The organism is Roseovarius sp. EC-HK134 (assembly GCF_902498815.1).
Lineage (GTDB): Bacteria > Pseudomonadota > Alphaproteobacteria > Rhodobacterales > Rhodobacteraceae > Roseovarius > Roseovarius mucosus_A.
Map to the genome: position 1 here is coordinate 3,315,112 of NZ_LR701544.1, position 25,191 is coordinate 3,340,302.

Sequence of the window (25,191 nt, forward strand, 5' to 3'; positions counted from 1 at the left end):
AATATAAGGACAAAAGACATGGCCCGTATTCCTGTTATCGACCCGAAAACCGCCACAGGCGAGGCCAAGGCGCTGCTGGATGCCGTGCAATCGGCGCTTGGTATGGTGCCCAATTTCATCCGCGTTTTGGCCAATAGCCCTGCGGCGCTTCAGGCGTTCCTTGGGCTGCATGGCATTGCCGGGGCAGGGGCGCTTGACCCATTGACGCGCGAACGTATCGCGCTTGCGGTGGCCGAACAGAACGGCTGCCAGTATTGCGTGTCTGCCCATACCGCGATTGGCCGCAAGGTGGGGCTGGACAGTGACGAAATCCTTGCGAACCGCGCGGGCCGTTCCGCCGATGCCAAGGCCGAGGCGGCGCTGACCTTTGCCCGTACGCTGGTCGAACATGCAGGCGAAGTGAGCCAAGCAGAGTTTGCCGCCCTGCGCGCCGCTGGTCATTCCGACGCCGAGATCGTCGAAATCATTACCCATGTTGCCATGAATATCTTTACCAATATTCTGGGCAAGGCCACACAGGTCGAGATCGACTTTCCCAAAGTCACGTTGAACACCGCCGCTTTAGCACAGATCGGCACAGCGCCGCCCAGCGCTGTGCCCCCAACCAAGGATAGCCAATGACCCAAGACGCTCGTCCCCCGCTTCCTCCCTTTACCCACGAGACCGCAACCCAAAAAGTGCGCATGGCCGAAGACGGCTGGAACGGGCGCGACCCCGCGCGCGTGGCGCTGGCCTATACGCCCGATAGCCGTTGGCGCAACCGCGCCGAATTTCCAGTTGGCCGCGAGGAAATCACGGCCTTTCTTACCCGCAAATGGGCCCGCGAGTTGGAGTATCGGTTGATCAAGGAACTTTGGGCCTTTGCCGAGAACCGTATCGCCGTGCGCTTTGCCTATGAATGGCGCGATGATGCCGGCAATTGGTATCGCAGCCATGGCAACGAAAACTGGGAATTTGACGAAAAGGGCCTCATGCGCCTGCGCTTTGCCAGCATCAATGACCAGCCGATCAAAGAGTCTGAGCGCAAGTTCCACTGGCCACAAGGGCCGCGCCCCGCTGATCACCCCGGCCTTTCCGATCTTGGCCTATAACCCCCAGAGGATGTCATGCCCCATCATTTTGCGAATATCGCCTTCACCCCAACGGTGACACGGCTGCAAGAGGAGCAGGGCAGCCGCGCCTCCTATGCCCGGATGCAGGCTGCGGACGGTCCGGTGAACCTCTATTTGAGCGAGGTCGAAGCCGAGTTCATCGCGGCCCGCGACTCTGTCTATATGGCCACGGTCACCGAAACCGGCTGGCCCTATATCCAGCATCGCGGCGGGCCTATGGGATTTCTTCGCGTGCTGGACGATCGCACCCTTGGCTTTGCCGATTTTCGCGGCAATCGCCAGTATATCAGCCTTGGCAACCTCAGCACTGATGACCGCGTGTCGCTGTTTTTGATGGACTATCCAAACCGCCGCCGGCTCAAGATTCTTGGGCGCGCGCGGGCTGTGGGGCTTGAAGATACGGCAACACTGGCGCGGCTGGACCTGCCCGATTACCGCGCCCGCATCGAGCGCGGGTTCTTGATCACCGTCGAAGGGTTTGACTGGAACTGCCCCCAGCACATTACACCACGCTTCAGCATGGAGCAGATCGACGGCGTGACAGCCCCGCTCTTGTCGCGGATCGCAACGCTTGAGGCGGCGCTTGGCCTCTAGACCTGAGCGCGCTCACAGCGCGGCAAGGTCATCCAGCAAGAGGCCATACATCTCTTCCGCGCGCTTGATCCGACTGTGTTTGAGCGCGCGGGTCTCGACCCGAATAAGCGCCTCGATGCCGATAAAGAACGGCAGCCAAAGGTTGCGCTCGATCTCGGTCAGCGCGAAGACCTCGGCAAAAACCTCTAGCCCCTCGGCATCAACCCCCAGATACCGCCGCCCCGACGGGATCATGCCACGTCGCCCCATATGCACCAGAAAGCGGGCGATATCCTTGCACACGGGCAACCGGCCAGAGCCGCCGGTGTCGATCCCTGTCAGGCGATCCTCTCCCAGAATAAGGTTGTTGGGATGAAAATCACCATGGCTGATCGCGACGCGCCATTCAGCCCCGTCCAGCGCGGTCGCCATCTCTGTCAGATGCGCGAGAATTCCACTCTCGATGCGGCGTAATCGCCCGAACGGTTGCGTGGCAGCGGCCCGCGCGGCCCGCGCGAGCCAGCCCTTGGCATTGCCCGGCTTCCACCCCTCGCTGATCTCGACATAGTCCCGCAACCATTCGGCAGCGGGGCGCAGATGTTGCGCGCGGCTGCCCACATCCGCCTGCCAGAGATGCTCCAACAGCGCCTCACCGGGCGCGCGTTCCATCACCAAAAGCCGCGCATCCGGCAGGTAGCAAATAGGTTCGGCGACACGGTAACGCCCGCTCTGCATATGCGGCCAGATGCGCTGCAACTCAGCCCATTCCTTGGCCAAGGCCTCGGCACCGCGTTCTTCAACCAACCGCGCCACCACCGCGCGCCCATCAAGACGCCCGGCCAGAACCGCGCGCTTGCCCGGTACGATGCGCAGCACCTCCGAGATGTCCAAGCCTGCAAGGTCCGGATGCGCCGTCACCAATGCCCGCAGGCGGGCATCCAAACGGGCCAACGCATCAAGGTCGGGCAGGGGGAGGACAGGCTCTGACATGGGCCAACTGTCCCTCAGCCGCAATGAAGCGTCAACCGAATTGCACCCCCCGCCACAGCACCCTATGCTAGGTGCTGAAATGCCCAGCACGAGGACCAGCCGATGACCGATACGCCCCCCTCCGAGATGACCTTTGAACAGGCGATGAAAGAGCTGGAGCAGGTTGTTGGGCGGCTGGAACGGGGCGATGTGGCGCTGGACGAGTCGATCACGCTTTATGAGCGCGGCGCCAAGCTCAAGAAACGCTGCGAAGAAAAACTGAAAGAGGCCGAAGAAAAAGTCGCCGCCATTACGCTCGACGCCGATGGCCAGCCCACCGGCACGACCCCGGTGACAGGTCTCTGATCCAGATGCAGGCGCGACTTGCCGCCGAGGCTGAAACCATTCAGGCGCATCTTTCCCGCGTTCTTGCCCCCTTTGGCACCGGCCCCGTTGCCGAGGGCATGCGCTATGCCACGCAGGGCGGCAAGCGCATCCGAGGCTTTTTGGTGATGGAAAGCGCGCGGCTGCACGATGTGCCTGAGACAGCCGCGATTTGGCCCGCCACGGCCATTGAGGCCTTGCACGCCTATAGCCTCGTGCATGACGATCTGCCCGCCATGGACAATGACGACCTGCGCCGGGGTCAACCCACCGTCCATATCAAATGGGACGAGGCGACCGCGATTCTTGTGGGCGACGCGCTGCAATCGCTGGCGTTCGAATTGGTGGCGCATCCCGATTGTGGCCCGGCTGAGGTGCGCGCTGGTCTGACACTTAGCCTTGCTCGCGCGGCCGGAGGGCAGGGGATGGTTCTGGGCCAAGCGCTCGACATTGCCGCCGAAACCGCCACATCGCCGCTCAACTTGGATGAGATCACGACGTTGCAAGCCGGCAAGACCGGCGCGCTCATCCTGTGGTCCGCCACCGCAGGCGCGTGCATGGCCCATGCCGATATGACCCCGCTAAGCACCTATGCCCGCGCGCTTGGTCTTGCGTTCCAAATACAGGACGATGTGATCGACGTGACCGGCGATGCCGCCGCCGCAGGCAAGGCTGTGGGCAAGGATGCCGCCGCAGGCAAAGCCACCTTTGTTTCACTGCTGGGGTTGGACGGGGCGCGCGCCCGCGCCGCATCCCTTGTTGACGCCGCTTGCGACGCACTATCTTGTTACGGGGAACGGGGCGAACGCTTGCGCGACCTTGCCCGTTTCGTTATCTCGCGCCAAAGCTAGACTTTGCTGAATTTACCCCACGGAGGGGCATGATGTCCGACCGCCCGCAAACACCGCTGCTTGATCAGGTCGCCAGCCCCGCCGATCTCAAACGGTTTTCCGATAGCCAATTGGTGCAACTGGCGCATGAACTGCGCTCGGAAACCATTTCCGCCGTGTCGGAAACCGGCGGGCATCTGGGGGCCGGTCTGGGCGTGGTGGAGCTGACTGTCGCCCTGCATCACGTGTTTGACGCGCCGCGCGACAAGATCATCTGGGACGTGTCGCATCAGTGCTACCCCCACAAGATCCTGACGGGCCGCCGCGACCGCATCCGCACCTTGCGGCAAAAGGACGGGCTGTCGGGCTTTACCAAACGCTCGGAATCGCCCTACGACCCGTTTGGCGCGGCCCATAGCTCTACCTCGATCAGCGCCGCACTTGGCTTTGCCGTGGCGCGGGACCTTGGCGGCAACTGCCCCTCAGGCCTTGGCGATGCCATCGCCATCATCGGCGACGGGGCGATGTCGGCTGGCATGGCCTTTGAGGCGATGAACAACGCAGGCCACCTGAAGAAACGCCTGATTGTTATCCTCAACGACAACGAGATGTCGATTGCCCCGCCAGTGGGCGCGCTCTCGTCCTATCTCTCGCGGCTTTATGCCGAGGCCCCGTTTCAGGATTTCAAGGCCGCCGCCAAAGGTGCCATTTCCTTGTTGCCGCCTCCCTTTCAAGAGGGCGCGCGCCGCGCCAAGGACATGCTCAAGGGGCTGGCCGTGGGCGGTACATTGTTCGAGGAACTGGGGTTCAGCTATGTCGGCCCCATCGACGGCCATGACCTGCACCAACTCTTGCCGGTTCTGCGCACCGTCAAGGCGCGCGCCACCGGCCCGATCCTTATTCATGTGCTGACCAAGAAGGGCAAGGGCTATGGCCCTGCCGAGCGCGCCCGCGATGGCGGCCATGCGACCGCCAAATTCGACGTGCTGACCGGCGAACAGCGCAAATCGCCCTCGAACGCCCCCAGCTATACCGGCGTCTTCGCCAAGGCGCTGCTGGCCCATGCCGCACAGGATGACAAGATCTGCGCCGTGACCGCCGCCATGCCCGATGGCACCGGCCTCAACCTCTTTGCCGAACGCTACCCCTCACGGCTCTTTGATGTGGGCATCGCGGAACAGCATGCCGTCACCTTTTCGGCCGGTCTGGCGGCGGGGGGGCTCAAACCCTTTTGCGCGCTCTATTCCACCTTTTTGCAACGCGGTTACGATCAGGTCGTGCATGATGTGGCGATTCAGCGCCTGCCGGTGCGGTTTGCCATCGACCGTGCGGGGCTTGTGGGCGCAGACGGCGCCACCCACGCGGGGGCCTTCGACACCGCCTTTCTCGCCAATCTGCCCGGTTTTGTGGTCATGGCCGCCGCCGATGAGGCCGAGCTTGTCCATATGGTCGCCACTGCCGCCGCCCATGATGAGGGCCCGATTGCGTTCCGCTATCCACGCGGCGAGGGGATGGGCGTCACCATGCCCGAACGCGGCGAACCGCTGGAAATTGGCAAGGGGCGTATCATCCAGACGGGCGCGCGCGTGGCGATCCTGTCCTTTGGCACGCGCCTCTCAGAGGTGCTCAAAGCCTCCGAATCCCTGCGTGCGCGCGGAATTACGCCCACCATCGCCGATGCCCGCTTTGCCAAGCCGCTGGACGAGGCGCTCATCCTCGATCTCGTCCAGAACCACGAGGCGATGATCACCGTCGAAGAGGGCGCGATTGGTGGATTTGCAAGCCATGTCAGTCACTTCTTGGCCGAAGCTCAGGTCTTTGATCGCGGCTTCAAATTCCGCTCCATGGTCCTGCCGGACACGTTCATAGATCAGGCCAGCGCCGAGGATATGTATGCCGTCGCGCGTCTGAACGCCGCCGATATCGAAGCGCGGGTGCTTGACGTGCTGGGCATCGCGCAACTGGCTGGAAAACGCGCCTGACATACCTATCTGGATGGGAAAAGGAGAAAGCGATGCGCCTTATCCCTCTCGTTCTGGCGGCCTGTTTCGCCATAACCCCGGCCCACGCGCTCGATAGCAGCGCGGGCAAACTGACCGTCACCAAAATGGTTGACCAGCTCAACGATCCTTGGGCCATTGGCTTTCTGCCGGATGACAGCCTGCTCATCACCGAAAAAGGTGGCCGCCTTCTGCATGTCGTAAACGGTCAAGGCCGTGCCATCACCGGCCTACCGGATGTTGCCACACGCGGGCAGGGTGGCTTGCTCGACCTCCTCATTCCCCGCGATTTCGCGCAGAGCCGTCAGCTTTACTTCACCTATTCCAAACCGCAACCGGGCGGGGCAGGCACCGCCATCGCCCATGCCCGCCTTGCCCCCGGCGCGGATCGCCTCACCGATTGGACCGTGATATTCGAGTTGGAACCCGGCTCCTCTGGCGGGCGGCACTTCGGCTCGCGTCTGGTCGAGGGGCGCGATGGGATGCTCTACGCCACCATCGGCGACCGGGGCGATGACAGTTCGGCCCAAGATCTGGCACGGCAAAACGGCGCGGTCGTCCGGATCGCCCGCGATGGCGCCATCCCTTCGGACAACCCGTTCACTCATACCGCCGGGGCGCAACCTGAAATCTGGTCCTATGGCCATCGCAACCCGCAAGGCGCGGCGCTTGATGCCGAGGGCAATCTCTGGGTGGTGGAACATGGCGCGCGCGGCGGCGATGAGGTGAACAGCATCGCCAAAGGCGCGAATTTCGGCTGGCCGGTGATTTCCTATGGTCGCCACTATTCAGGGCTGAAAATCGGCGAGGGCACGCAGAAATCCGGCATGGAACAGCCCGCGCATTTTTGGGATCCCTCCATCGCGCCCTCTGGCATGATGATCTATCAGGGCGATATGTTTCCGGAATGGCGCGGCGACATCTTTGTCGGATCCCTCAAATTCGACATGATCTCGCGCCTCGATGGCACGCCGCTTACAGAGGTGGAGCGCCTCAAGTCCCGCGAAACCCAGCGCGTGCGCGACATCCGAGTGGCCCCCGATGGGTCAATCTGGTTTCTCAGCGTCGGGCAGGGTGCCGCCTACCGTCTCAGCCCAGGCTGATCTTCATCTGGCTTGAAATACCTCGGGGGTCTGGGGGCAGCGCCCCCAGCCTGGCCGCACCCTCAAACAGACAGGCGCGAGCTATGTGCGCCGCGTTCGCGGTAGGGCGTCGTGTTGTAATGCGCCCGGTAGCACTTTGAGAAATGCGAGGGCGAGGCAAATCCGCAGGCCAGCGCCACGTTGATCACGGTCATATCGGTCTGCATCAACAGGTTGCGCGCCTTTTGCAGGCGCAGTTCCATGTAATACCGCTTGGGGCTGCGGCTGAGATACCGGCGAAACAGACGTTCCAACTGCCTGGTCGACATGCCCACATCGCGTGCCAATGTCGCAGGGCTGATCGGCTCTTCGATATTGGTTTCCATCATCTGAATGACTTGGCTCAGCTTGGGATGCCGAACGCCGATGCGTGTCGGAACGCTCAGACGCTGCGTGTCCTGATCGGTGCGGATCGAGCTATAGATCTGCTGATCCGCCACGGCATTGGCCAGCTTCTCGCCATGATCATCCGCGATGATATTGAGCATGAGGTCAATCGACGACGTACCGCCCGCCGTGCTCATCCGGTTGCCATCAATCACGAAGACCGATTTCGTCAGGGTGACATCCTCGAATTCTTCGAGAAAACTGTCATGGTTTTCCCAATGGATCGTCGCGCGCTTGCCATCCAAAAGCCCTGCGCGTGCCAGAACATAGGACGCGGTGCACAGCCCCCCCATGCGCAGCCCCTTGCGCGCCTCACGGCGCAGCCAGTTCAACATGCGCTTGGTTGCGGCCTTTTGCACATCCATGCCGCCGCAAACCAGAACCACATCCTCGCGGTTCAAATCGGAGAGGGCAAAGTCGAGATTGAACCGCACCCCGGCAGAGCAGGTGATCACATCCTCGGAATCACCTGTCAAAACCCAGCTATACAGCTCTTCTTCGGCCATACGATTGGCGATGCGCAGACATTCGATGGCCGAGGCAAAGCTGAGCAGGGTGAATCTGTCCAGCAACACAAACACAAAGCGTTTGGGCTCCTTCGGCGCTTTCACCGCGATCTTCGTAGCCTCTGACGTCATCATCACTCGATTCCCCGGCACAACGGCCTCTATAGCGGTCTGTCACGAATCTGTCGCGATTGACAAGAGAGCCATGGTCGATTTGCGACGCATTCTTGTGCGTTTCATATGGCCTCTTGCCCGCCGCTTTGCTAAGCACGGGTCTCAGATTACGTTCAATGCGGAGTAAGGACGATGACGGAATGGCAGAAAACGGGCTGGCGCGCGAAACCGCGGGTGCAGATGCCTGATTATCTCGATGCCGCCGCACTGGCCAATGTCGAGGCCCGTCTCAGGCAGTATCCGCCGCTGGTTTTCGCCGGTGAGGCGCGCCGGCTCAAACGTGCGCTCGGCGCTGCTGCGCGCGGCGAAGCGTTCTTGCTTCAGGGCGGCGATTGCGCCGAGGCCTTTGATCAATTCTCGGCTGATGCGATCCGCGACACCTTCAAGGTGATGCTGCAAATGGCGATGGTGCTGACCTATGGGGCCAAGGTGCCAGTGGTCAAAGTGGGCCGCATGGCGGGGCAATTCGCCAAGCCGCGCTCGGCCCCGACCGAGGTGATCGAGGGCGTGGAATTGCCCAGCTACCGGGGCGATATCATCAACGAACTGGCCTTCACCCCCGAGGCGCGCATTCCCAATCCGGACAAGATGTTGCAGGCCTATACGCAGGCTGCGGCCACGCTGAACCTGTTGCGTGCTTTTTCAACCGGTGGCTATGCCGATGTGCATCAGGTCCATGCCTGGACGCTGGGCTTCACCGAAAGCGAGAAAGCCGCGAAATACCGCGAAATGGCCAATCACATCTCGGACGCGCTCGACTTTATGAAAGCGGCGGGTGTGGACAGCGACAATGCCCATACGCTCAAGACCGTGGATTTCTACACCTCGCATGAAAGCCTCTTGCTGGAATATGAAGAGGCGCTGTGCCGGCTCGACTCCACCTCTGGGAAATGGCTGGCGGGCTCTGGCCACATGCTGTGGATTGGCGACCGCACCCGGCAGCCGGATGGTGCGCATGTCGAATTCCTGCGTGGCGTGCAGAATCCCATTGGCCTCAAATGCGGCCCGTCGATGACCTCGGACGATCTCAAGCGGCTCTTGGCCACGCTCAACCCCAGCAATGAGGCCGGGCGTCTGACACTGATCGCGCGCTTTGGTGCGGGCAAGGTGGCGGAAAACCTGCCGCGCCTGATCCGCACGGTGCAGGAAGAGGGGGCATCGGTGCTCTGGGTCTGTGATCCGATGCATGGCAATACGATCAAATCCGCGACCGGCTATAAAACCCGGCCGTTTGAATTGGTCCTGCGCGAGGTTCAGGAATTCTTTGGCATCCACAAGGCCGAGGGCACCATCCCCGGCGGCGTGCATTTCGAGATGACCGGGCAGGATGTGACCGAATGCACCGGCGGCATGCGGGCGCTCTCCGAAGAAAACCTGTCGGCGCGCTATCACACCGCCTGCGATCCGCGCCTCAATGCCAGCCAATCGCTCGAACTGGCCTTCCTCGTGGCGGAAGAACTGAAATCCCTGCGCCATGATCGCCGTCAGGCCGAAGCAGGATAACGCAACTGCCTGACCGCAACGGGGCGCAAGGCCCTGTTGCGGTTGGTGCCTCCGCGCGGCTTACTTGACCACCCGCAGATGCGCACGCCTGCGCGCCGCACCGCGCACCGGCCATTCACCGCGCAGACCTCCGTGTAAGGCTTCATTCGGCTTTGCCGCCGGTGCCGCTGAGTCGTCCAAGGGCAGCACCCGAACCGATGTCATCTCGAACCGGCGCGAGGCACGGCCGATGTCGCCCTGCGTGACCAAACAGCCAAGCGCCCGCGACACATCCCCAAGATCACTGCGCAACGGCCAGAGCAAAAGACGCCCCGTCATCTCGGGCCGTCCCAATCCCGCCTTGGCGTGCAGGTCTATGTCCAATCGCGCAGGCCGCTCGAAAAGATCCACCAGCGCCAGCGCAAAGGTTTCGCGCGCCGCAGGCGTGATCAAGCTCGACAATGGCATGCCGCGCACTTCCATCCCCATCAACGCATTAAGATGCAGCCCCGCCACCCGCAGCCGCGTCACCCCCGGTGCGATGCGCTCGACGATAAAGGCATTGGACAGCAGCCCGCCAATATGGCGCGGGTTGATGTCTGAGCGGCGCGGCACCTCGGCCCCCTCGCAAAGCCCCGCCCAATAGCTGTGAAGCGCCTGCAAGTCGGCGGCATGCAGCCGGTCAACGGCTGTGACCCCCGGAAAACACGAGCTGGTTCTGTCATCCTGCATGACCCACTCCTTTGCACCCTGCCTTGCACCCTGCCGATCAAGCCCTGCAACGACAGCCTGCCTGATGAACCTTGCGCAGCGCCTGAGGCACCGCACGTTGGACCAAGACTGCCACAAGTTTTTGGGAATTTATCTAAAAATCGCGGGGATTGGTTAACCTCTCGGGGCGGTGGGGCAGGCCACCGGGGACTTGCCAGCCGCCGGGTCACGCACTAGGACGGGGCAACGCCGCAAGCCCCAAGGACGACCGCCGATGATCCAGTCGATGACCGCTTTCGCCACTGCCAAAGGGGCCATTCCGGGCCATGACTGGACATGGGACTTGCGCAGCGTGAATGGCAAAGGGCTCGACCTGCGCCTGCGCGTGCCCGACTGGATCGAAGGATTGGACCCCGCGCTCCGGGCGCGGCTGGGGCAGGTGCTGGCGCGGGGCAATGTCTCGCTCACCCTGCGGCTCAACAGTGCGGATGCCAGCGGCCAAGTGACGGTCAACCCGGACCGGCTCGAGGATGTGCTGCGCGCCATGGCCCTCGTCGAGGATCGCGCCATGTCCTCTGGCCTGTCGCTCGCCCCGGCAACCGCCGCCGACATCCTGACGCTGCGCGGCGTGCTCGAAGCTGGCACCGGCGAGAGTGACAGCACCGCGCTCTGCGCCGCCCTTCTTGCGGATTTCGAACCGCTGCTCACCGATTTTCTTGCCATGCGCGCCGCCGAAGGGGCGGCTCTGGCGCAGATTTTGCACGCGCAACTGGATGAGATCGCCCGCCTGACGCAAGCGGCCCAAGATCTGCTTGCCCAACGCAGCGCCGACATCGCCCGCGCGCACCAAACAGCTTTGGCCCGCCTGCGGGACAGCGCCACCGATCTCGATCCCGCACGTCTGGCACAGGAATTGGCACTGCTCGCGGTCAAGCTCGACGTGACCGAAGAATTGGACCGCCTGCGCGCCCATGTGCAGGCCGCCCGCACCCTGCTTGAGTCCGGCGCGCCCGTGGGACGCAAGATCGACTTTCTCAGCCAAGAGTTCAACCGAGAGGCCAATACGCTCTGCTCCAAGGCGCAGCATAGCGGCCTGACCGAGATCGGGCTCAGCCTCAAGACGGTGATCGACCAGATGCGCGAACAGGTGCAAAATGTCGAATGAGGCACGCGCGGCCCGCGCAGGATTTGAGTATTTGCACCAAGAAGAAGGACAAGGGACAGCATGAGCAACCGCAGGGGCCTCTTGATCATTCTTTCCTCGCCGTCCGGCGCGGGCAAGTCCACGCTATCACGGCGATTGCGTGACTGGGACCCGACGATTGCCTTTTCGGTTTCGGCCACGACCCGCGCGCCGCGCCCCGGAGAGGTGGACGGGCAAGATTATCACTTCATGTCGCAGCCGCAGTTCAAGCAGGATGTGGCCGCCGGCGACATGCTGGAACATGCGCATGTGTTTGGCAATTTCTACGGCAGCCCAAGGGGCCCGGTTCAGGCCGCCATCGACGCAGGGCGTGACGTGCTGTTTGATATTGATTGGCAGGGCGCGCAGCAAATCCGTAACTCGGCCTTGGGCGCGCATACGCTCTCGATCTTTCTTTTGCCGCCCTCGATCCGCGAATTGCACCGCAGGCTGGAAACACGCGGACAGGATGCGCCCGATGTTATCGCCAAGCGGATGGAGAAAAGCTGGGACGAAATCAGCCATTGGGACGGCTATGATTTCGTGCTGGTCAATGAAGATCTGGACGCCACCGAGGCGCGGCTCAAAACGATCATCGAGGCCACGCGCCTGCGCCGCAGTCAGCAACCGGGGCTAACCGCACATGTGCGCGCGCTGCAAACTGAATTCGAGGAGATGCAATGACGATCTATACGCTCGACGGCCACGCGCCGCAGATTGCCGAAGACAGCTGGATCGCCCCCGATGCCAATCTGATTGGCAAAGTGGTGATCGAGGATTTGGCCTCGGTCTGGTTCGGCTGCACCCTGCGCGGTGATAACGAGGAAATCCGCGTGGGCGCGGGCAGCAATGTGCAGGAAAACTGCGTGATGCACACCGATATGGGCTATCCGCTCGTCATCGGGCCGGGCTGCACCATCGGGCACAAGGCGATGCTGCATGGCTGTATTTTGGAAGAAAACGTGCTGATCGGCATGGGGGCCACGGTGCTCAATGGTGCGCGCATCGGGCGCAACAGCCTGATCGGCGCAGGGGCCTTGATCACCGAAGGCAAAGAAATTCCCGAAGGCAGCCTTGTGATGGGCGCGCCGGGCCGAGTGGTGCGCAGTCTCGATGAGGCGGCGATTGCCACGCTGCGCGCCACAGCGTTGCATTACCAACAGAATATGCGCCGGTATCGCACCGGGCTTGTGGCGCTCTGACAGGCGATGCAGGGTCTGGCCACGGTTCTGGCAGGTATTCCGCTGGCGGCCATTCTGGTGGGGCCGGATGATCGCATCATCGCCGCCAACCAAGGCGCGCGTGACCATTTGGGGCAGGGGCTTGAGGGGCGACATCTCTTGACCGCGCTCCGACAGCCCGATGTGCTCGAGGCAATAGAGGCCAGCCTGCGCGACCGACAGCCGCGCAAGATCACCTATCAAACCTCTGAGGCGGGGCGTGACAGCAGCTTTCAGGTGCATGTGGGCTATGTCGAAACGCTGGATGCGCGCGGCACGCTTGTGTGTTTCGAGGACCTGACCGAGCGCGAACATGCCGCCCAGATGCGGCGCGATTTCGTGGCCAATGTCAGCCATGAACTGCGCACGCCGCTCACCGCGCTCATGGGGTTCATCGAGACCCTGCAAGGGCCTGCGCGCCATGATCAGGCGGCCATCGACCGGTTCCTGGGGATCATGCAATCCGAAGCGGCCCGGATGGAGCGCCTAGTGCGCGATCTTCTGTCCCTCAGCCGGGTAGAGAGCGAAGAGCGCGTGCGCCCGCGCGAAGAGGTCAACTTGGGTCAGGTGATCGGCTCGGTTCTGCATGCCTTGCGCCCCTTGGCGCGTGATCGCGCCTGCGAGATTACCTTTGAGGCGCCCGACGGCATGATCGTGCGCGGCAATGATGACCAGTTGCAGCAGGTCTTTACCAACCTGATTGAAAACGCGATCAAATATGGCGGTACGGGCAACCATATCACCATCACGCTGGAACGTATTGCGCGCGATGCCACCCTGCGTGCGCCGGCCATTCTGGCGCGGGTGCGTGATCAGGGGCCCGGAATCGAGCCGCTGCATATTCCCCGGCTGACCGAGCGTTTCTACCGCGTCGACACCCACCGCTCGCGCGAGATGGGGGGCACGGGCCTTGGCCTCGCCATCGTCAAACATATCGTCAATCGCCACCGTGGACGGCTGCGAATCTCCTCGACCCTTGGGGAGGGTGCCGAATTTTCAGTGATTCTGCCGCAATGGGATCGCCAAGAGGCCTGAGCACGCCCGCCTCGACCGCGAAAAAATCGCCCAGAACCACCAACTTCTCCGCGTGTCATAAAACCGTTACATAAGTGTAACAAAAGCGTTGTGGTTCTCACCTAGTGGTGATCCCGAGGTCGCCCCTGCCTGGGCGTCCCGTGAAACCGAACTCAGGAGCAACTCATGCTGTTCAAATCCACCGTTTCCGCCCTGGCCCTGACGGCCCTCGCCGCTGGCACTGCTGCGGCCCGTGACAACATCCAGATCGCTGGCTCCTCGACCGTGCTGCCCTATGCCGCCATCGTCGCCGAAGCGTTTGGCGAAAACTTTGATTTCCCAACCCCGGTCGTGGAATCCGGTGGTTCGGGCGCTGGCCGCAAGAAGTTGTGCGAAGGCGTGGGTGAAAACACCATCGACATCGCCAACTCCTCTTCGCGCATCAAACAATCCGACATCGACCTCTGCGCCCAGAACGGCGTGACCGAGATCATGGAAGTCCGCATCGGTTATGACGGCATCGTGTTTGCCTCTGACATTAACGGCCCGGCCTATGCCTTTACCCCGGCCGATTGGCACGCGGCTCTGGCGGCTCAGGTGTCCAAGGATGGCGCTCTGGCCGACAACACCAACAAGGTATGGTCCGATGTTCGCGTCGATCTGCCCGGCGACGAAATCCTCGCCTTCGTGCCCGGCACCAAGCACGGCACCCGCGAAGTGTTCGACGAAAAGGTGATCATCGCCGGTTGCGAAGAAAACGGCACCTATGATCTGCACCTCGCGGCCAATGGCGGCGACGAGAAAGCCGCTGAAAAGGCATGTATGGCGCTGCGCACCGATGGCGTGTCCATCGACATCGACGGCGACTATACCGAAACGCTGGCCCGTGTGGATGCCAACAAGAACGGTATCGGCGTCTTTGGCCTCTCGTTCTACCAGAACAACACCGACAAACTTCAGGTTGCCACCATGGGCGGCGTTGTTCCCTCGGTCGAATCGATCGCTTCGGGTGAATATCCGGTGTCGCGTCCGCTGTTCTTCTACGTCAAGAACGCGCATCTCGATGTGATCCCCGGCATGCAGGAATATATCGAGTTCTTCGTGTCCGACGAAATCTCAGGCCCCGATGGCCCGCTCTCGGCCTATGGCCTCGTGTCCGACCCCGAGCTTGCCAAGACGCAGGAAATGGTTGCCAACCGCGTGCCCATGGGCGTGTTGAACTAAGACCAAGACCTCTGAGGGGTGGCGCATCCGCGCCATCCCTCCCTTTTTGGCGGAGAGCAGATGAGTACCGGCTATATCACCCTGATCGTGCTCGGCCTGTGTGGGCTGGGCTTTTTCTTGGGGCGCGCGCGCGCCTATGCAACCTCCAAGACCACGGGCAAGAAACTGCACTCGCTGCCGAACTATTATGGTCAGGCGGTCGCGCTCTATACGGCAGTCCCGGCGCTATTGCTGATGCTCGCGTGGCTCTTTTTGCAGCCCCTGATGATTGAGGGGCGCGTCGCGGGCATGATCCCCGACAGTGTGATCCCCGAAGGCGGCGCCAAGAGCCTTGTCATGGCCGATGTCCGCCGGATTGCGGGCGGGCTTGATGACCTGATGGCCGCAGGCGAGATGTCCGAGGACGATCTGGGCGCAATGCGCGCGGATTTCACCGACATTCGCAACCGGCTTGGCACTGTCGGCGTGGCGCTTGGCTCGGATGTGCCGGTGCCCGTGTTCGAGGCGGCCAAGGAGCTGCGCAAATCGCAGAATGCCGGGAACTTTCTGATGACCCTAGCGGTGCTGGGGCTGTCGCTTGGCCTGCTGGCGTGGTCTTGGTCGCGGGTGCATCCCGATCAACGGGCGCGCAACGCCTCTGAAACCTTTGTGCTGGCGCTTTTGATCGGTGCCTCGCTTGTGGCGATCCTCACCACTGCGGGTATTGTCGCATCGCTGCTCTTTGAGACCATCAATTTTTTCAAAATGTATCCGGCGCGCGATTTCTTCTTTTCGACCGTGTGGAACCCGCAATTCCGCGGCGGGTCTGATCTGGGCATCCTGCCGCTCTTGTGGGGCACGCTCTATGTCAGTTTTCTGGCACTGCTGGTGGCGGTGCCTCTGGGATTGATGATTGCGATCTATCTGGCGGAATATGCCAGCAAACCGCTGCGCGCCTTTGCCAAACCGGCCATCGAGGTTCTCGCCGGTATCCCGACCATCGTCTATGGCCTCTTTGCGCTGATTACCGTGGGCCCGTTCCTGCGCGATTATATCGCCTCGCCACTGGGCCTTGGCACCTCGTCCTCTTCGGTGCTCACGGCCGGTCTGGTCATGGGGATCATGCTCATCCCCTTCGTGTCGTCGCTCTCGGATGACATCATCAACGCCGTTCCGCAATCCATGCGCGATGGCTCTTATGGCCTTGGCGCTACCAAGTCCGAAACCATCAAGCAGGTGATCCTGCCCGCCGCATTGCCCGGTGTGGTCGGGGCCATCCTCTTGGCCGCCTCCCGCGCTATCGGCGAGACCATGATCGTGGTCATGGGGGCAGGGGCCGCCGCCAAACTTGGCCTCAACCCGTTCGAGGCCATGACAACCATCACCGTCAAGATCGTAAGCCAGTTGACCGGCGATACCGAATTCGCCAGCCCTGAAACGCTGGTCGCCTTCGCCCTCGGCCTTACGCTTTTTGTCTTCACGCTTGGGCTGAACGTCATCGCCCTTGTGATCGTGCGCAAATACCGGGAGCAGTACGAATGACCGATTTCACCGCCTCAGACGCTGTTCCGGCACCGCGCAAAGGGTCTTTGCTGACGCAGGATGCCCGCACCAAGCAACGCAATGCCAAAGAGGCGCGGTTCCGCATGATGGGGCTTGTCGCCGTCACCATCGGTGTTCTTTCCTTGGTGGGCTTGCTGGCCTCGATCCTTGCCAGTGGCCTGTCGTCTTTTCAGCAGACCTATGTCGAGCTTGAGGTCTATCTAGACCCCGCAAAACTTGACAAAAACGGCAACCGCAATCGCGACGACATCGCCAAAGTCTCGACCTTCGGCTATACCCCGCTGATCGAGGCGGCAATGGTCGCCGCGATCGAGCGGACCGGTGTCGCCTCGGATGTCGCGAATGCCAAGGCTGCCGGCGAGTTGATCTCTAAAGAGGCCCCCGCCACCTTGCGCGACTTTGTTTTGGCTAACCCGGACAAGATCGGCGAAACCGTGCCCTTCGATCTGCTGGCCGCAGGCCGCATCGACGGCTTCTTCAAAGGCCGCGTGACCATGGAAAGCGCGGCACTCGACCGCAATGTCTCGCCCGAGCAATTGCAGCTTGCCCAACAGCTCAAAGACGCAGGCATCCTTACGACCAAATTCAACTGGGCCTTCTTCACCGCGCCCGATGCCTCTGACACCCGCCCCGAGGCCGCCGGTCTGGGCGTGGCGATCATCGGCTCGGCCTATATGATGCTGATTGTGCTGGTTCTGTCGCTGCCCTTGGGTGTCGCGGCCTCGATCTATCTTGAGGAATTCGCGCCCAAGAACCGCTGGACCGACCTGATCGAGGTGAATATCTCGAACCTCGCCGCCGTGCCCTCCATCGTATTCGGTATCCTGGGTCTGGCGATCTTCATCAATATGGTGGGCCTGCCGCAATCGGCCCCCATCGTGGGCGGTCTCGTGCTCACGCTGATGACCCTGCCCACAATCATCATCGCCACCCGTGCGGCGCTGAAATCGGTGCCGCCCTCGATCCGCGATGCAGCCCTCGGTGTGGGCGCGTCCAAGATGCAGGCGATCTTTCACCATGTCCTGCCCTTGGCCATGCCCGGCATCCTTACCGGCGCGATCATCGGTCTGGCGCAGGCGCTTGGCGAAACAGCACCCCTGCTGCTGATCGGTATGGTTGCCTTTGTGCGCGAATATCCCGCAGGCCCGCCTGAAGGCTTCTTTGACCCCGCCGCAGCACTGCCCGTGCAGGTCTATAACTGGACGCAGCGTGGCGACCCGGCCTTTGTGGAACGCGCATCCGGGGCCATCATCGTGTTGCTCGTCTTCCTCGTGATCATGAACATCGCCGCCATCCTGCTGCGCAGACGGTTTGAACGCCGCTGGTAAACAAAGGTATAGACCCATGTATGACGCCCCAAAATTCGCGGAGACGACAGTGACCAATAACGATATCAAGATCGCCGCGCGCAAGGTGCAGGTATATTATGGCGCGACGCATGCCATCAAGGACGTGGATGTCGATATCCTGGACAAGACTGTGACCGCCTTTATCGGCCCGTCGGGCTGTGGCAAGTCCACATTCCTGCGCTGCATCAACCGGATGAACGACACAATCGACATCTGCCGCGTCGAGGGGGACATCCGCATCGACGGCGAAGACATCTACGACAAAAAGGTCGATCCAGTGCAATTGCGCGCCAAGGTGGGCATGGTGTTTCAGAAACCCAACCCGTTCCCCAAGTCGATCTATGACAACGTGGCGTATGGCCCGCGTATCCACGGGCTTGCCCGCACCAAGGCAGATCTCGACGAAATTGTCGAAAAATCCCTGCGCCGCGCCGCTCTCTGGAACGAGGCCAAGGACCGGCTCGATCAGCCCGGCACCGGCCTTTCGGGCGGCCAGCAACAGCGTCTGTGCATCGCCCGTGCCGTCGCCACCTCGCCCGAGGTTCTGTTGATGGATGAACCCTGCTCGGCGCTTGATCCCATCGCCACGGCGCAGGTCGAGGAATTGATCGACGAATTGCGGCAAGAGTTTTCTGTGGTGATCGTCACCCACTCGATGCAGCAGGCCGCGCGCGTCAGCCAGAAAACGGCCTTCTTCCACCTCGGTCATCTCGTCGAATTCGGCGATACCGGCCAGATTTTCACCAACCCCAAGGATGAGCGCACCGAAAGCTACATCACCGGGCGCATTGGCTAAGGAACGCTCCATGTCTGACCATCAGCACATCGTCTCATCCTTCGACCGCGACCTCGAGACCATTCAGGCCCATATCATGAAGATGGGCGGTATGGTCGAACGCGCAATCTCCGACGCCGCTCGCTCGCTTGAAACCCGCGATGACGAACTGGCCGAAGAGGTGCGCGGCCGCGACAAGGCAATTGACGCGCTCGAAGAGCAGATCAACGAAGAGGCCGCCCGCGTGCTGGCGCTGCGGTCGCCCGCCGCGCGCGATCTGCGGGTTGTTTTGACCGTGATCAAGATTTCCGCCAGCCTTGAACGCATCGGTGACTATGCCAAGAACATGGCAAAACGCACCTCGGTCCTCAGCCAGATGGCGGCTGTCAACGGCTCGCCCTCGGCCCTGCGCCGCATGGCCCGCGAGGTCGAAGAAATGCTGAAAGACGTGCTCGACGCTTATATCCAGCGCGACATGGACCTCGCCCATGAGGTGATCCGCCGCGACCTCGATGTCGATCAGATGTATAACGCGATCTTCCGCGAATTCCTGACCTTCATGATGGAAGATCCGCGCAACATCACGCCCTGCATGCATCTGCATTTCATCGCCAAGAACACCGAACGCATGGGCGATCTTGTCACCTCTATCGCCGAACAGGTGATCTACCTTGTCTCGGGCCAGTTCCCCGATGATCCGCGCCCCAAAAGCGATACGACCTCGGTTGACCCCAGCCTTGCGCCCAAGGGCAGCCACTAACACGAGGAGCCGCCGATGTCTGCTGATCAACCCACCGTCCTCTTGGTCGAGGATGAACCGGCACAGCGCGAAGTGTTGGGCTATAATCTCCAGGCCGACGGCTTTCATGTTCTGACCGCCAGCAATGGTGAAGAGGCGCTGTTGATGGTGGCGGAAATGCCCCCCGACATCATCGTTCTGGATTGGATGATGCCGAATGTGTCGGGCATCGAGGTCTGTCGCCAGCTCAAGACCCGCTCGGAAACGCGCGGCATCCCGATCATCATGCTCTCGGCCCGCTCCGAAGAGGTGGACCGCGTGCGCGGATTGGAAACCGGGGCCGACGACTATGTGATCAAACCCTATTCGCTGGTCGAACTGATGGCGCGTGTCCGCGCCCAACTGCGCCGCACCCGCCCTGCCACCGTGGGCGAACGGCTGGAATATCTCGATATCGTGCTTGATGCCGAAACCCACCGTGTGACCCGCTGTGAAAAGCCGCTGAAACTCGGCCCTACGGAATTTCGCCTGCTGTCGACCTTCATGGAAAAACCGGGCCGCGTCTGGTCGCGCGAGCAACTTCTTGATCGCGTCTGGGGCCGTGACATCTATGTCGACACCCGCACCGTCGATGTCCATATCGGGCGGCTGCGCAAGGCGCTGTGCCAGCACGGCGGCGATGATCCGCTGCGCACCGTGCGCGGCGCGGGCTATGCCTTGGGCTGATCCCCGTCAGCGCGGCAGCAGGTCTTCATCCTCGGCCTGTCCCGCCAGCCAATCGCGGAACTTGCAGAGCGCCGGATCGCGCGCATTTTGGACGGGCCAAACAAGATAGTAAGCCCCGGAAATCAGCGTCTTGTCCCCCCAAGCTGATCTAAATCGGCCCGTCGCCAGATCCTGCTCTGCCAGATAATCCGGCAAAAGAGCGACCCCCAATCCATGCAACGCCGCCTGCGTGATGGTTGAAAATTGGTCATAGATGGTGCCGCTCACCTTGGCCCCGGTCACGCCCTGCGCTTCGAACCACGCAGGCCAGGCACCGGGGCGCGTCTCAATCTGCAAGAGCGGCAGGCGCATCAGGTCTGCCGCGCGTTCGATTGGCGCATGCGCTGCCAAAAATTCTGGCGTTGCCACCGCCACCACACGCTCGGTCCGCAGCCGGAGCGCTTCGGTGCCCAGCCAATCGTGCTTGCCAAAATGTAGGGCCGCATCAAAGGGTTCCGTGACAAAGTTAAACGGCTTCAGCCGTGTTGACAGGTTGATCGTCACCTCGGGATAAAGCCGCGCAAACTCGGCCAATCGCGGCACCAGCCAGCGCATCCCGAATGTCGGCAGAATCGCAAGGCTCAGACTCCCGCCCGCCGGGTCCGTCGTCAGCTTGAGCGACGCTTGCGCAATCTGTTGCAGCGCGCCTCGAATTTTATCGGCATAATCGGCAGCTTCCGGCGTCAGGTGAATGCCACGCCCTTGCCGCACGACCAGCCCCACGCCAAGTTGATCCTCCAATGTTTTCAATTGCCTGCTGACCGCACTTTGCGTTTGCGACAGTTCCGCCGCCGCCGCTGTGGCGCTGCCCAAACGGTCCAGCGCCTCTAGCGCACGCAACGAGGCAATCGACGGAAGAAAGCGGCGGGGCAGGGTCATTCTTGCGGTTTACTCATATGTCCATGTGAATTTATCGTTATTCATCGGCGTTTTGCCAGTGTAACCTGTGCCCAACTCGCAAATTAAGTGACAGGAGCCCGCCATGAACGCCAATACTCCAACCCTGCGCGCCAAGGATGCCCCAGATCTCAACAGTTTTGATTGGGCCGATCCCTTTCGCCTCAATGATCAACTCTCCGAAGAAGAGCGTATGATCGCGGCAAGCGCCCGCACCTTTGCGCAGGAAGTTTTGCAACCGCACGTCATCGCCGCCTACCGCGAAGAGCGCGTTGACCCCGATATCTTCAAGGAAATGGGCCAAATGGGCCTCTTGGGCGCCACCATCCCCGAGGAATACGGCGGGCTGGGTGCCAACTATGTCACCTATGGCCTTGTCGCCCGTGAAATCGAGCGGGTGGACTCGGGCTATCGGTCGATGATGAGCGTGCAATCCTCGCTCGTGATGTATCCGATCTATGCCTATGGCTCCGAGGAACAGCGGCGCAAATATCTGCCCGGTCTGGCCAGTGGTGATCTGATCGGCTGCTTCGGCCTGACAGAGCCCGATGCAGGCAGCGATCCTGCCGGCATGAAAACCCGCGCCGTGCGCACAACGGGCGGCTATCGCCTGACCGGCAGCAAGATGTGGATTTCCAACAGCCCCATCGCGGATGTCTTTGTTGTCTGGGCCAAATCCGAGGCGCATGACGGCAAAATCCGTGGCTTCATCCTCGAAAAGGGCATGAAGGGTCTCAGCGCGCCCAAAGTGGGCGGCAAACTCTCCTTGCGCGCCTCTGTCACCGGCGAGATCGTGATGGATAACGTCGAGGTGCCGGAATCCGCGCTTTTGCCGAATGTTCAAGGGCTTAAAGGCCCCTTTGGATGTCTCAACCGCGCCCGCTATGGCATCGCATGGGGCGTTATGGGGTCCGCCGAATTCTGCTGGCACGCCTCTCGGCAATACGGGCTGGATCGCAAGCAGTTCAACCGCCCCTTGGCGCAAACCCAGCTTTTTCAGTTGAAACTGGCCAATATGCAAACCGAAATCACCCTCGGCCTGCAAGCGGCGCTGCGCGTCGGTCGCCTGATGGACGAGGCCAATGCCGCCCCCGAAATGATCTCGATGATCAAGCGCAACAATTGCGGCAAGGCGCTCGAAATAGCCCGTCACGCCCGCGATATGCACGGCGGCAACGGCATTTCCGAAGAGTTTCAGGTCATCCGCCACATGGTCAACCTTGAAACGGTCAACACCTACGAGGGCACGCATGATGTGCATGCCCTGATCCTTGGCCGGGCACAGACCGGGCTTCAGGCCTTCTTTTGATCCATGCCGGGCCTTGGCAACCTCTGGCGCGCAAGTGCCGCTGAAACCTTCACCGCACAGCCCCTGCGCGGTGAACGCATGGTGGATCTGGCCATCATCGGCGCGGGGTTTACGGGCCTGTCGGCGGCGCTGCATGCAGCCGGGCAGGGGGCTGATGTCGCCGTGCTCGAGGCCGAAACCGTGGGCGAGGGCGGCTCTGGCCGCAACGTGGGCCTTGTCAACGCCGGGCTTTGGCTGCCGCCTGACGATGTGTGCACAATCCTCGGGCCAGGGCCGGGCGAACATCTTAACGCGGTTCTCGCCGAGGCCCCATCGCTGGTCTTTGACCTGATCGCACAGCATGGCATCGCCTGCGAGGCCACCCGCAACGGCACCCTGCATCTGGCCCACGCGCCCAAGGCGATGGCAGACCTGCAATCGCGCCACGCGCAATTGGCCGCACGCGGCGCGCCCGTGCGCCTGATTGACATGAATACCACCGCGCAACGCACGGGCACGGACAGGTTTTATGGCGCATTGCACGATGCGCGCGCGGGCACGATTCAGCCGCTTTCCTATGCGCGCGGCTTGGCCCGCGCCGCCCATGACGCAGGCGCCTTGATCTGCGAGCAAACCCCTGTCACCGCCGCCGAACATCGCAGCGGCCAGTGGATCATCACCACCCCCGGCGGCAAACTCCGGGCGCGGCATCTGCTGATCGCCACCAATGCCTATCACCGCCCCGTCACCCATGTCTCGCGCCCCGATGTGCCGATAGTCGAGTATTTCCAGCTGGCGACAGCCCCCATCGGCGACAATCTGGCGGGCGATATTCTGGCGGGTGGCGAGGGCTGCTGGGATACGGGCCTCGTGATGACGTCCGTGCGCCGCGACGGGGCAGGGCGCGTTATACTGGGGGGCATGGGGGGGGATGTGACCGTTCATGCCAATTGGGCGCGGCGCAAGCTGACACAGCTTTTCCCGCGTCTGTCTGGTGTGGAAATTCAACACGCATGGGCCGGTCGCATCGCCATGACCCACGACCATTTGCCCCGGATTCAGCGCATGGGGCCGGGCGCTCTGGCGATCTTTGGCTATTCCGGGCGGGGCATCGGCCCCGGCACCGTCTTTGGCCGTGCCGCCGCGCTGGCGCTCTTGTCTGGCGATCACAGCGGCCTTCCTGTTCCCGTGGTCGAAAGCCATGCAGAGCAGTTCGTCACCCTCAAATCGCTCTATTACGAGACCGGCGCGCGGCTGGTTCATGCGGTGGCGGCCCGCGGCTGAGCAGATTTGCACACTAAGTGTTGAACGCGTGCCAATTGCACCCCTTTGCTTAGGGTATATGTGGTCACCGGTAAGTTAACAGGAGCGGAACATGGCCCTCACCGATACCGGCGGCAGCTTTACCCAAGGCAATCTTTTTCGGCATATCTCGGTGATGTCCTTCACCTCAAGCATCGGCTTGATGGCTATCTTTGCCGTTGATCTTATTGATATTTTGTTCATTGCCATGCTCGGCCGCGAGGAATTGGCGGCCGCCGCGGGCTATGCCAGCACGATCATGTTCTTTGCAAGCGCCATCAACATCGGCCTCTCCATCGCCGCAGGGGCGCTTGTTGCACAGGCTGAAGGGCGCAAGGATCGCGCCGCCGCGCGCGAAGCAGCCAGCGCAACGGCGGTATTTGCTGTGGCGGTGGGTCTGCTTGTGCCCCTTTTGGCCTTGCCTTTTATCAATGAAATCCTCGGATTGGTGGGCGCAGACGGCGCGATGCGCGACATGGCGGCGACCTATCTGTGGATCATTCTGCCCTCTACCTTTGTTTCGGGCCTCTCGATGGTTGCCGTGGCGGTGTTGCGTGCCTATGGCGATGCACGCGGGGCGATGTATCCCGCGCTCTTGGGAGCTGGCGTTAACCTTGTGCTTGATCCCATCCTGATCTTCAGCCTCAACATGGGTCTCGAAGGGGCTGCAGTGGCAACGGTTTTTGCGCGTATCGCGACCATGGCATTGGCCTTGGGCTATGCCATCTCGCGCTATCAGGCCTTTGCCAAACCACATTTCGCCTGCGTGGCGCGCGATTGCGGCGGCGCGATCAAGATTGCCGCGCCCGCGATGCTGGCAACCGTCGCAACCCCCGTCGGTGCCGCGATCGTGACGCGGGAAATGGCCAAATATGGCGCAGATGCTGTGGCCGGCATGGCGGTGATCAATCGGCTGGTGCCCGTTGTTTTTTCGGTGGTTCTGGCGCTCTCTGGGGCCATTGGGCCGATTTTTGGCCAGAATTTTGGGGCAGGGCGGCTGGACCGGGTGCAAGAGACCTTCTTTGACGGGCTCAAGTTTCTGGCTCTCTACGTTCTCACGATGTCGGCGCTGCTCTTTGTGCTTCGCGGGCCGATTGCTGATCTTTTTGACGCCACAGGACAGATGCGCAGCTTGCTCTACCTCTACCTAGGCCCGCTGGCGCTTGCGTCCTTTTTCAACGGGGCGATCTTCATTGCCAATGCCTCGTTCAACAACCTTGGCCATCCTGGCTATTCGACATGGATCAACTGGGCGCGCAACACGCTGGGGATTTGGCCCTTTGCGGTGGCCTTCGGGATGATCTGGGGCGCGCCGGGGGTTCTTTTGGGTCAGGCGCTTGGTGGGGTGGTCTTTGCCGGTGTCGCCACATGGCTCAGCCTGCGCGTGATCGAAGCACCGTGTAAGGATCCTTTGTTGGGGCATTTCTCATGCCCCGACCAACGCATGCAGGTGGTGATGAACCGGTGCAGCCGGTCCTGAAGGTCTATACCCTTATTTCGCATAATCAGTATTATGTAATTAATGTAGATCACGAAAACCGCGTCACAGCATACAACGCTCGCCGTAAAACACTTAAAACCAACATCTTACACCTTACTCTTGATGTGAGACTCCTTGCAGCA

At 61.7% G+C, this 25,191-nt stretch carries 25 protein-coding genes; 21 read left to right on the forward strand and 4 right to left on the reverse strand.

The features are described from left to right. Nucleotides 1-18 precede the first annotated feature (18 nt). Genes GC127_RS19850 through GC127_RS19860 form a run of 3 tightly spaced genes read left to right on the forward strand, consistent with a single transcriptional unit; the run spans nucleotide 19 to nucleotide 1,706 of the window. Nucleotides 19-621 (forward strand): carboxymuconolactone decarboxylase family protein, encoded by a 603-nt coding sequence (locus GC127_RS19850; protein ID WP_151979296.1) that lies wholly within the window; start codon nucleotides 19-21, stop codon nucleotides 619-621. After that, nucleotides 618-1,091, forward strand: a complete 474-nt coding sequence (locus tag GC127_RS19855; protein WP_081506126.1) for a nuclear transport factor 2 family protein — start codon at nucleotides 618-620, stop codon at nucleotides 1,089-1,091. Before GC127_RS19850 ends, GC127_RS19855 begins: the two co-directional genes overlap by 4 nt. A 15-nt stretch (nucleotides 1,092-1,106) precedes the next feature. Continuing rightward, the gene (locus GC127_RS19860; protein ID WP_008280889.1) at nucleotides 1,107-1,706 is read left to right on the forward strand and encodes a pyridoxamine 5'-phosphate oxidase family protein; all 600 of its coding nucleotides are present in this window, start codon (nucleotides 1,107-1,109) and stop codon (nucleotides 1,704-1,706) included. Between the two features lie 12 nt (nucleotides 1,707-1,718). On the opposite strand, the gene GC127_RS19865 is transcribed toward GC127_RS19860, so the two are convergent. Then, the gene (locus GC127_RS19865) at nucleotides 1,719-2,675 is read right to left on the reverse strand and encodes a phosphotransferase (protein WP_151979297.1); all 957 of its coding nucleotides are present in this window, start codon (nucleotides 2,673-2,675) and stop codon (nucleotides 1,719-1,721) included. A 102-nt stretch (nucleotides 2,676-2,777) separates the two neighbouring features. On the opposite strand from GC127_RS19865, the gene GC127_RS19870 reads away from it, so the two are divergent. From GC127_RS19870 to GC127_RS19885, 4 genes are read left to right on the forward strand one after another with little or no spacing between them, the layout of a single operon-like run. After that, a complete protein-coding gene (locus tag GC127_RS19870; RefSeq protein ID WP_008280891.1) occupies nucleotides 2,778-3,020 on the forward strand; it encodes an exodeoxyribonuclease VII small subunit in 243 nt (80 codons plus the stop codon). A gap of 5 nt (nucleotides 3,021-3,025) precedes the next feature. Then, nucleotides 3,026-3,889, forward strand: coding sequence for a polyprenyl synthetase family protein (locus GC127_RS19875; RefSeq protein ID WP_151979298.1), 864 nt, complete (start codon nucleotides 3,026-3,028; stop codon nucleotides 3,887-3,889). A 32-nt stretch (nucleotides 3,890-3,921) separates the two neighbouring features. After that, nucleotides 3,922-5,850 carry a 1-deoxy-D-xylulose-5-phosphate synthase gene (gene dxs, locus GC127_RS19880; protein ID WP_151979299.1) on the forward strand — a complete coding sequence of 643 codons (1,929 nt, stop codon included), beginning with the start codon at nucleotides 3,922-3,924 and terminating at the stop codon, nucleotides 5,848-5,850. A 32-nt stretch (nucleotides 5,851-5,882) separates the two neighbouring features. Next, nucleotides 5,883-6,971, forward strand: coding sequence for a PQQ-dependent sugar dehydrogenase (locus GC127_RS19885; protein ID WP_151979300.1), 1,089 nt, complete (start codon nucleotides 5,883-5,885; stop codon nucleotides 6,969-6,971). 62 nt (nucleotides 6,972-7,033) lie between these two features. On the opposite strand, the gene GC127_RS19890 is transcribed toward GC127_RS19885, so the two are convergent. Then, nucleotides 7,034-8,035: a GlxA family transcriptional regulator gene (locus GC127_RS19890; protein WP_037297719.1), complete on the reverse strand. Its 1,002-nt coding sequence runs from the start codon at nucleotides 8,033-8,035 to the stop codon at nucleotides 7,034-7,036. Between the two features lie 174 nt (nucleotides 8,036-8,209). Between GC127_RS19890 and GC127_RS19895 the strand changes: the two genes are divergently transcribed. Further along, entirely contained in the window at nucleotides 8,210-9,580 is a 1,371-nt protein-coding gene (locus GC127_RS19895) for a class II 3-deoxy-7-phosphoheptulonate synthase (protein ID WP_008280896.1), read from the forward strand. A gap of 60 nt (nucleotides 9,581-9,640) precedes the next feature. Here GC127_RS19895 and GC127_RS19900 read toward each other — a convergent pair whose 3' ends face one another. Next, nucleotides 9,641-10,291, reverse strand: coding sequence for a PAS domain-containing protein (locus GC127_RS19900; protein WP_151979301.1), 651 nt, complete (start codon nucleotides 10,289-10,291; stop codon nucleotides 9,641-9,643). Nucleotides 10,292-10,544: 253 nt separating this feature from the next. Between GC127_RS19900 and GC127_RS19905 the strand changes: the two genes are divergently transcribed. The 10 genes from GC127_RS19905 (at nucleotide 10,545) to phoB (ending at nucleotide 20,042) form a co-directional block, all read left to right on the forward strand. After that, a complete protein-coding gene (locus GC127_RS19905; protein ID WP_151979302.1) occupies nucleotides 10,545-11,435 on the forward strand; it encodes a YicC/YloC family endoribonuclease in 891 nt (296 codons plus the stop codon). A 60-nt stretch (nucleotides 11,436-11,495) separates the two neighbouring features. Further along, complete coding sequence (gene gmk, locus GC127_RS19910; protein ID WP_008280900.1) at nucleotides 11,496-12,137, forward strand: guanylate kinase; 642 nt, start codon at nucleotides 11,496-11,498, stop codon at nucleotides 12,135-12,137. Beyond that, on the forward strand, nucleotides 12,134-12,655 hold the full coding sequence (locus tag GC127_RS19915) for a gamma carbonic anhydrase family protein (RefSeq protein WP_151979303.1): 522 nt from the start codon (nucleotides 12,134-12,136) through the stop codon (nucleotides 12,653-12,655). The genes gmk and GC127_RS19915 overlap by 4 nt, the downstream gene beginning before the upstream one ends. Before the next feature lie 6 nt (nucleotides 12,656-12,661). After that, on the forward strand, nucleotides 12,662-13,708 hold the full coding sequence (locus tag GC127_RS19920; protein ID WP_151979304.1) for an ATP-binding protein: 1,047 nt from the start codon (nucleotides 12,662-12,664) through the stop codon (nucleotides 13,706-13,708). A gap of 165 nt (nucleotides 13,709-13,873) precedes the next feature. Next, nucleotides 13,874-14,911, forward strand: coding sequence for a substrate-binding domain-containing protein (locus GC127_RS19925; protein ID WP_151979305.1), 1,038 nt, complete (start codon nucleotides 13,874-13,876; stop codon nucleotides 14,909-14,911). A 60-nt stretch (nucleotides 14,912-14,971) separates the two neighbouring features. Beyond that, a complete protein-coding gene (gene pstC / locus GC127_RS19930) occupies nucleotides 14,972-16,432 on the forward strand; it encodes a phosphate ABC transporter permease subunit PstC (RefSeq protein WP_151979306.1) in 1,461 nt (486 codons plus the stop codon). Then, complete coding sequence (gene pstA, locus GC127_RS19935; RefSeq protein ID WP_151979307.1) at nucleotides 16,429-17,781, forward strand: phosphate ABC transporter permease PstA; 1,353 nt, start codon at nucleotides 16,429-16,431, stop codon at nucleotides 17,779-17,781. Before pstC ends, pstA begins: the two co-directional genes overlap by 4 nt. Nucleotides 17,782-17,797: 16 nt before the next feature. Then, nucleotides 17,798-18,598, forward strand: coding sequence for a phosphate ABC transporter ATP-binding protein PstB (gene pstB, locus GC127_RS19940; RefSeq protein ID WP_008280907.1), 801 nt, complete (start codon nucleotides 17,798-17,800; stop codon nucleotides 18,596-18,598). A gap of 10 nt (nucleotides 18,599-18,608) precedes the next feature. Further along, a complete protein-coding gene (gene phoU, locus GC127_RS19945; RefSeq protein ID WP_008280908.1) occupies nucleotides 18,609-19,337 on the forward strand; it encodes a phosphate signaling complex protein PhoU in 729 nt (242 codons plus the stop codon). Between the two features lie 15 nt (nucleotides 19,338-19,352). Continuing rightward, nucleotides 19,353-20,042: a phosphate regulon transcriptional regulator PhoB gene (gene phoB / locus GC127_RS19950; RefSeq protein WP_008280909.1), complete on the forward strand. Its 690-nt coding sequence runs from the start codon at nucleotides 19,353-19,355 to the stop codon at nucleotides 20,040-20,042. A gap of 6 nt (nucleotides 20,043-20,048) precedes the next feature. On the opposite strand, the gene GC127_RS19955 is transcribed toward phoB, so the two are convergent. After that, entirely contained in the window at nucleotides 20,049-20,960 is a 912-nt protein-coding gene (locus GC127_RS19955) for a LysR substrate-binding domain-containing protein (RefSeq protein WP_151979308.1), read from the reverse strand. A 103-nt stretch (nucleotides 20,961-21,063) separates the two neighbouring features. On the opposite strand from GC127_RS19955, the gene GC127_RS19960 reads away from it, so the two are divergent. The 3 genes from GC127_RS19960 to GC127_RS19970 all read left to right on the forward strand — a co-directional run bounded on the left by GC127_RS19960 (nucleotide 21,064) and on the right by GC127_RS19970 (nucleotide 25,048). Then, nucleotides 21,064-22,287, forward strand: coding sequence for an acyl-CoA dehydrogenase (locus GC127_RS19960; RefSeq protein ID WP_151979309.1), 1,224 nt, complete (start codon nucleotides 21,064-21,066; stop codon nucleotides 22,285-22,287). 3 nt (nucleotides 22,288-22,290) lie between these two features. Then, nucleotides 22,291-23,550 (forward strand): FAD-binding oxidoreductase, encoded by a 1,260-nt coding sequence (locus GC127_RS19965; RefSeq protein ID WP_151979310.1) that lies wholly within the window; start codon nucleotides 22,291-22,293, stop codon nucleotides 23,548-23,550. Between the two features lie 91 nt (nucleotides 23,551-23,641). After that, nucleotides 23,642-25,048, forward strand: coding sequence for an MATE family efflux transporter (locus tag GC127_RS19970; RefSeq protein WP_151979311.1), 1,407 nt, complete (start codon nucleotides 23,642-23,644; stop codon nucleotides 25,046-25,048). Nucleotides 25,049-25,191: the final 143 nt, after the last annotated feature.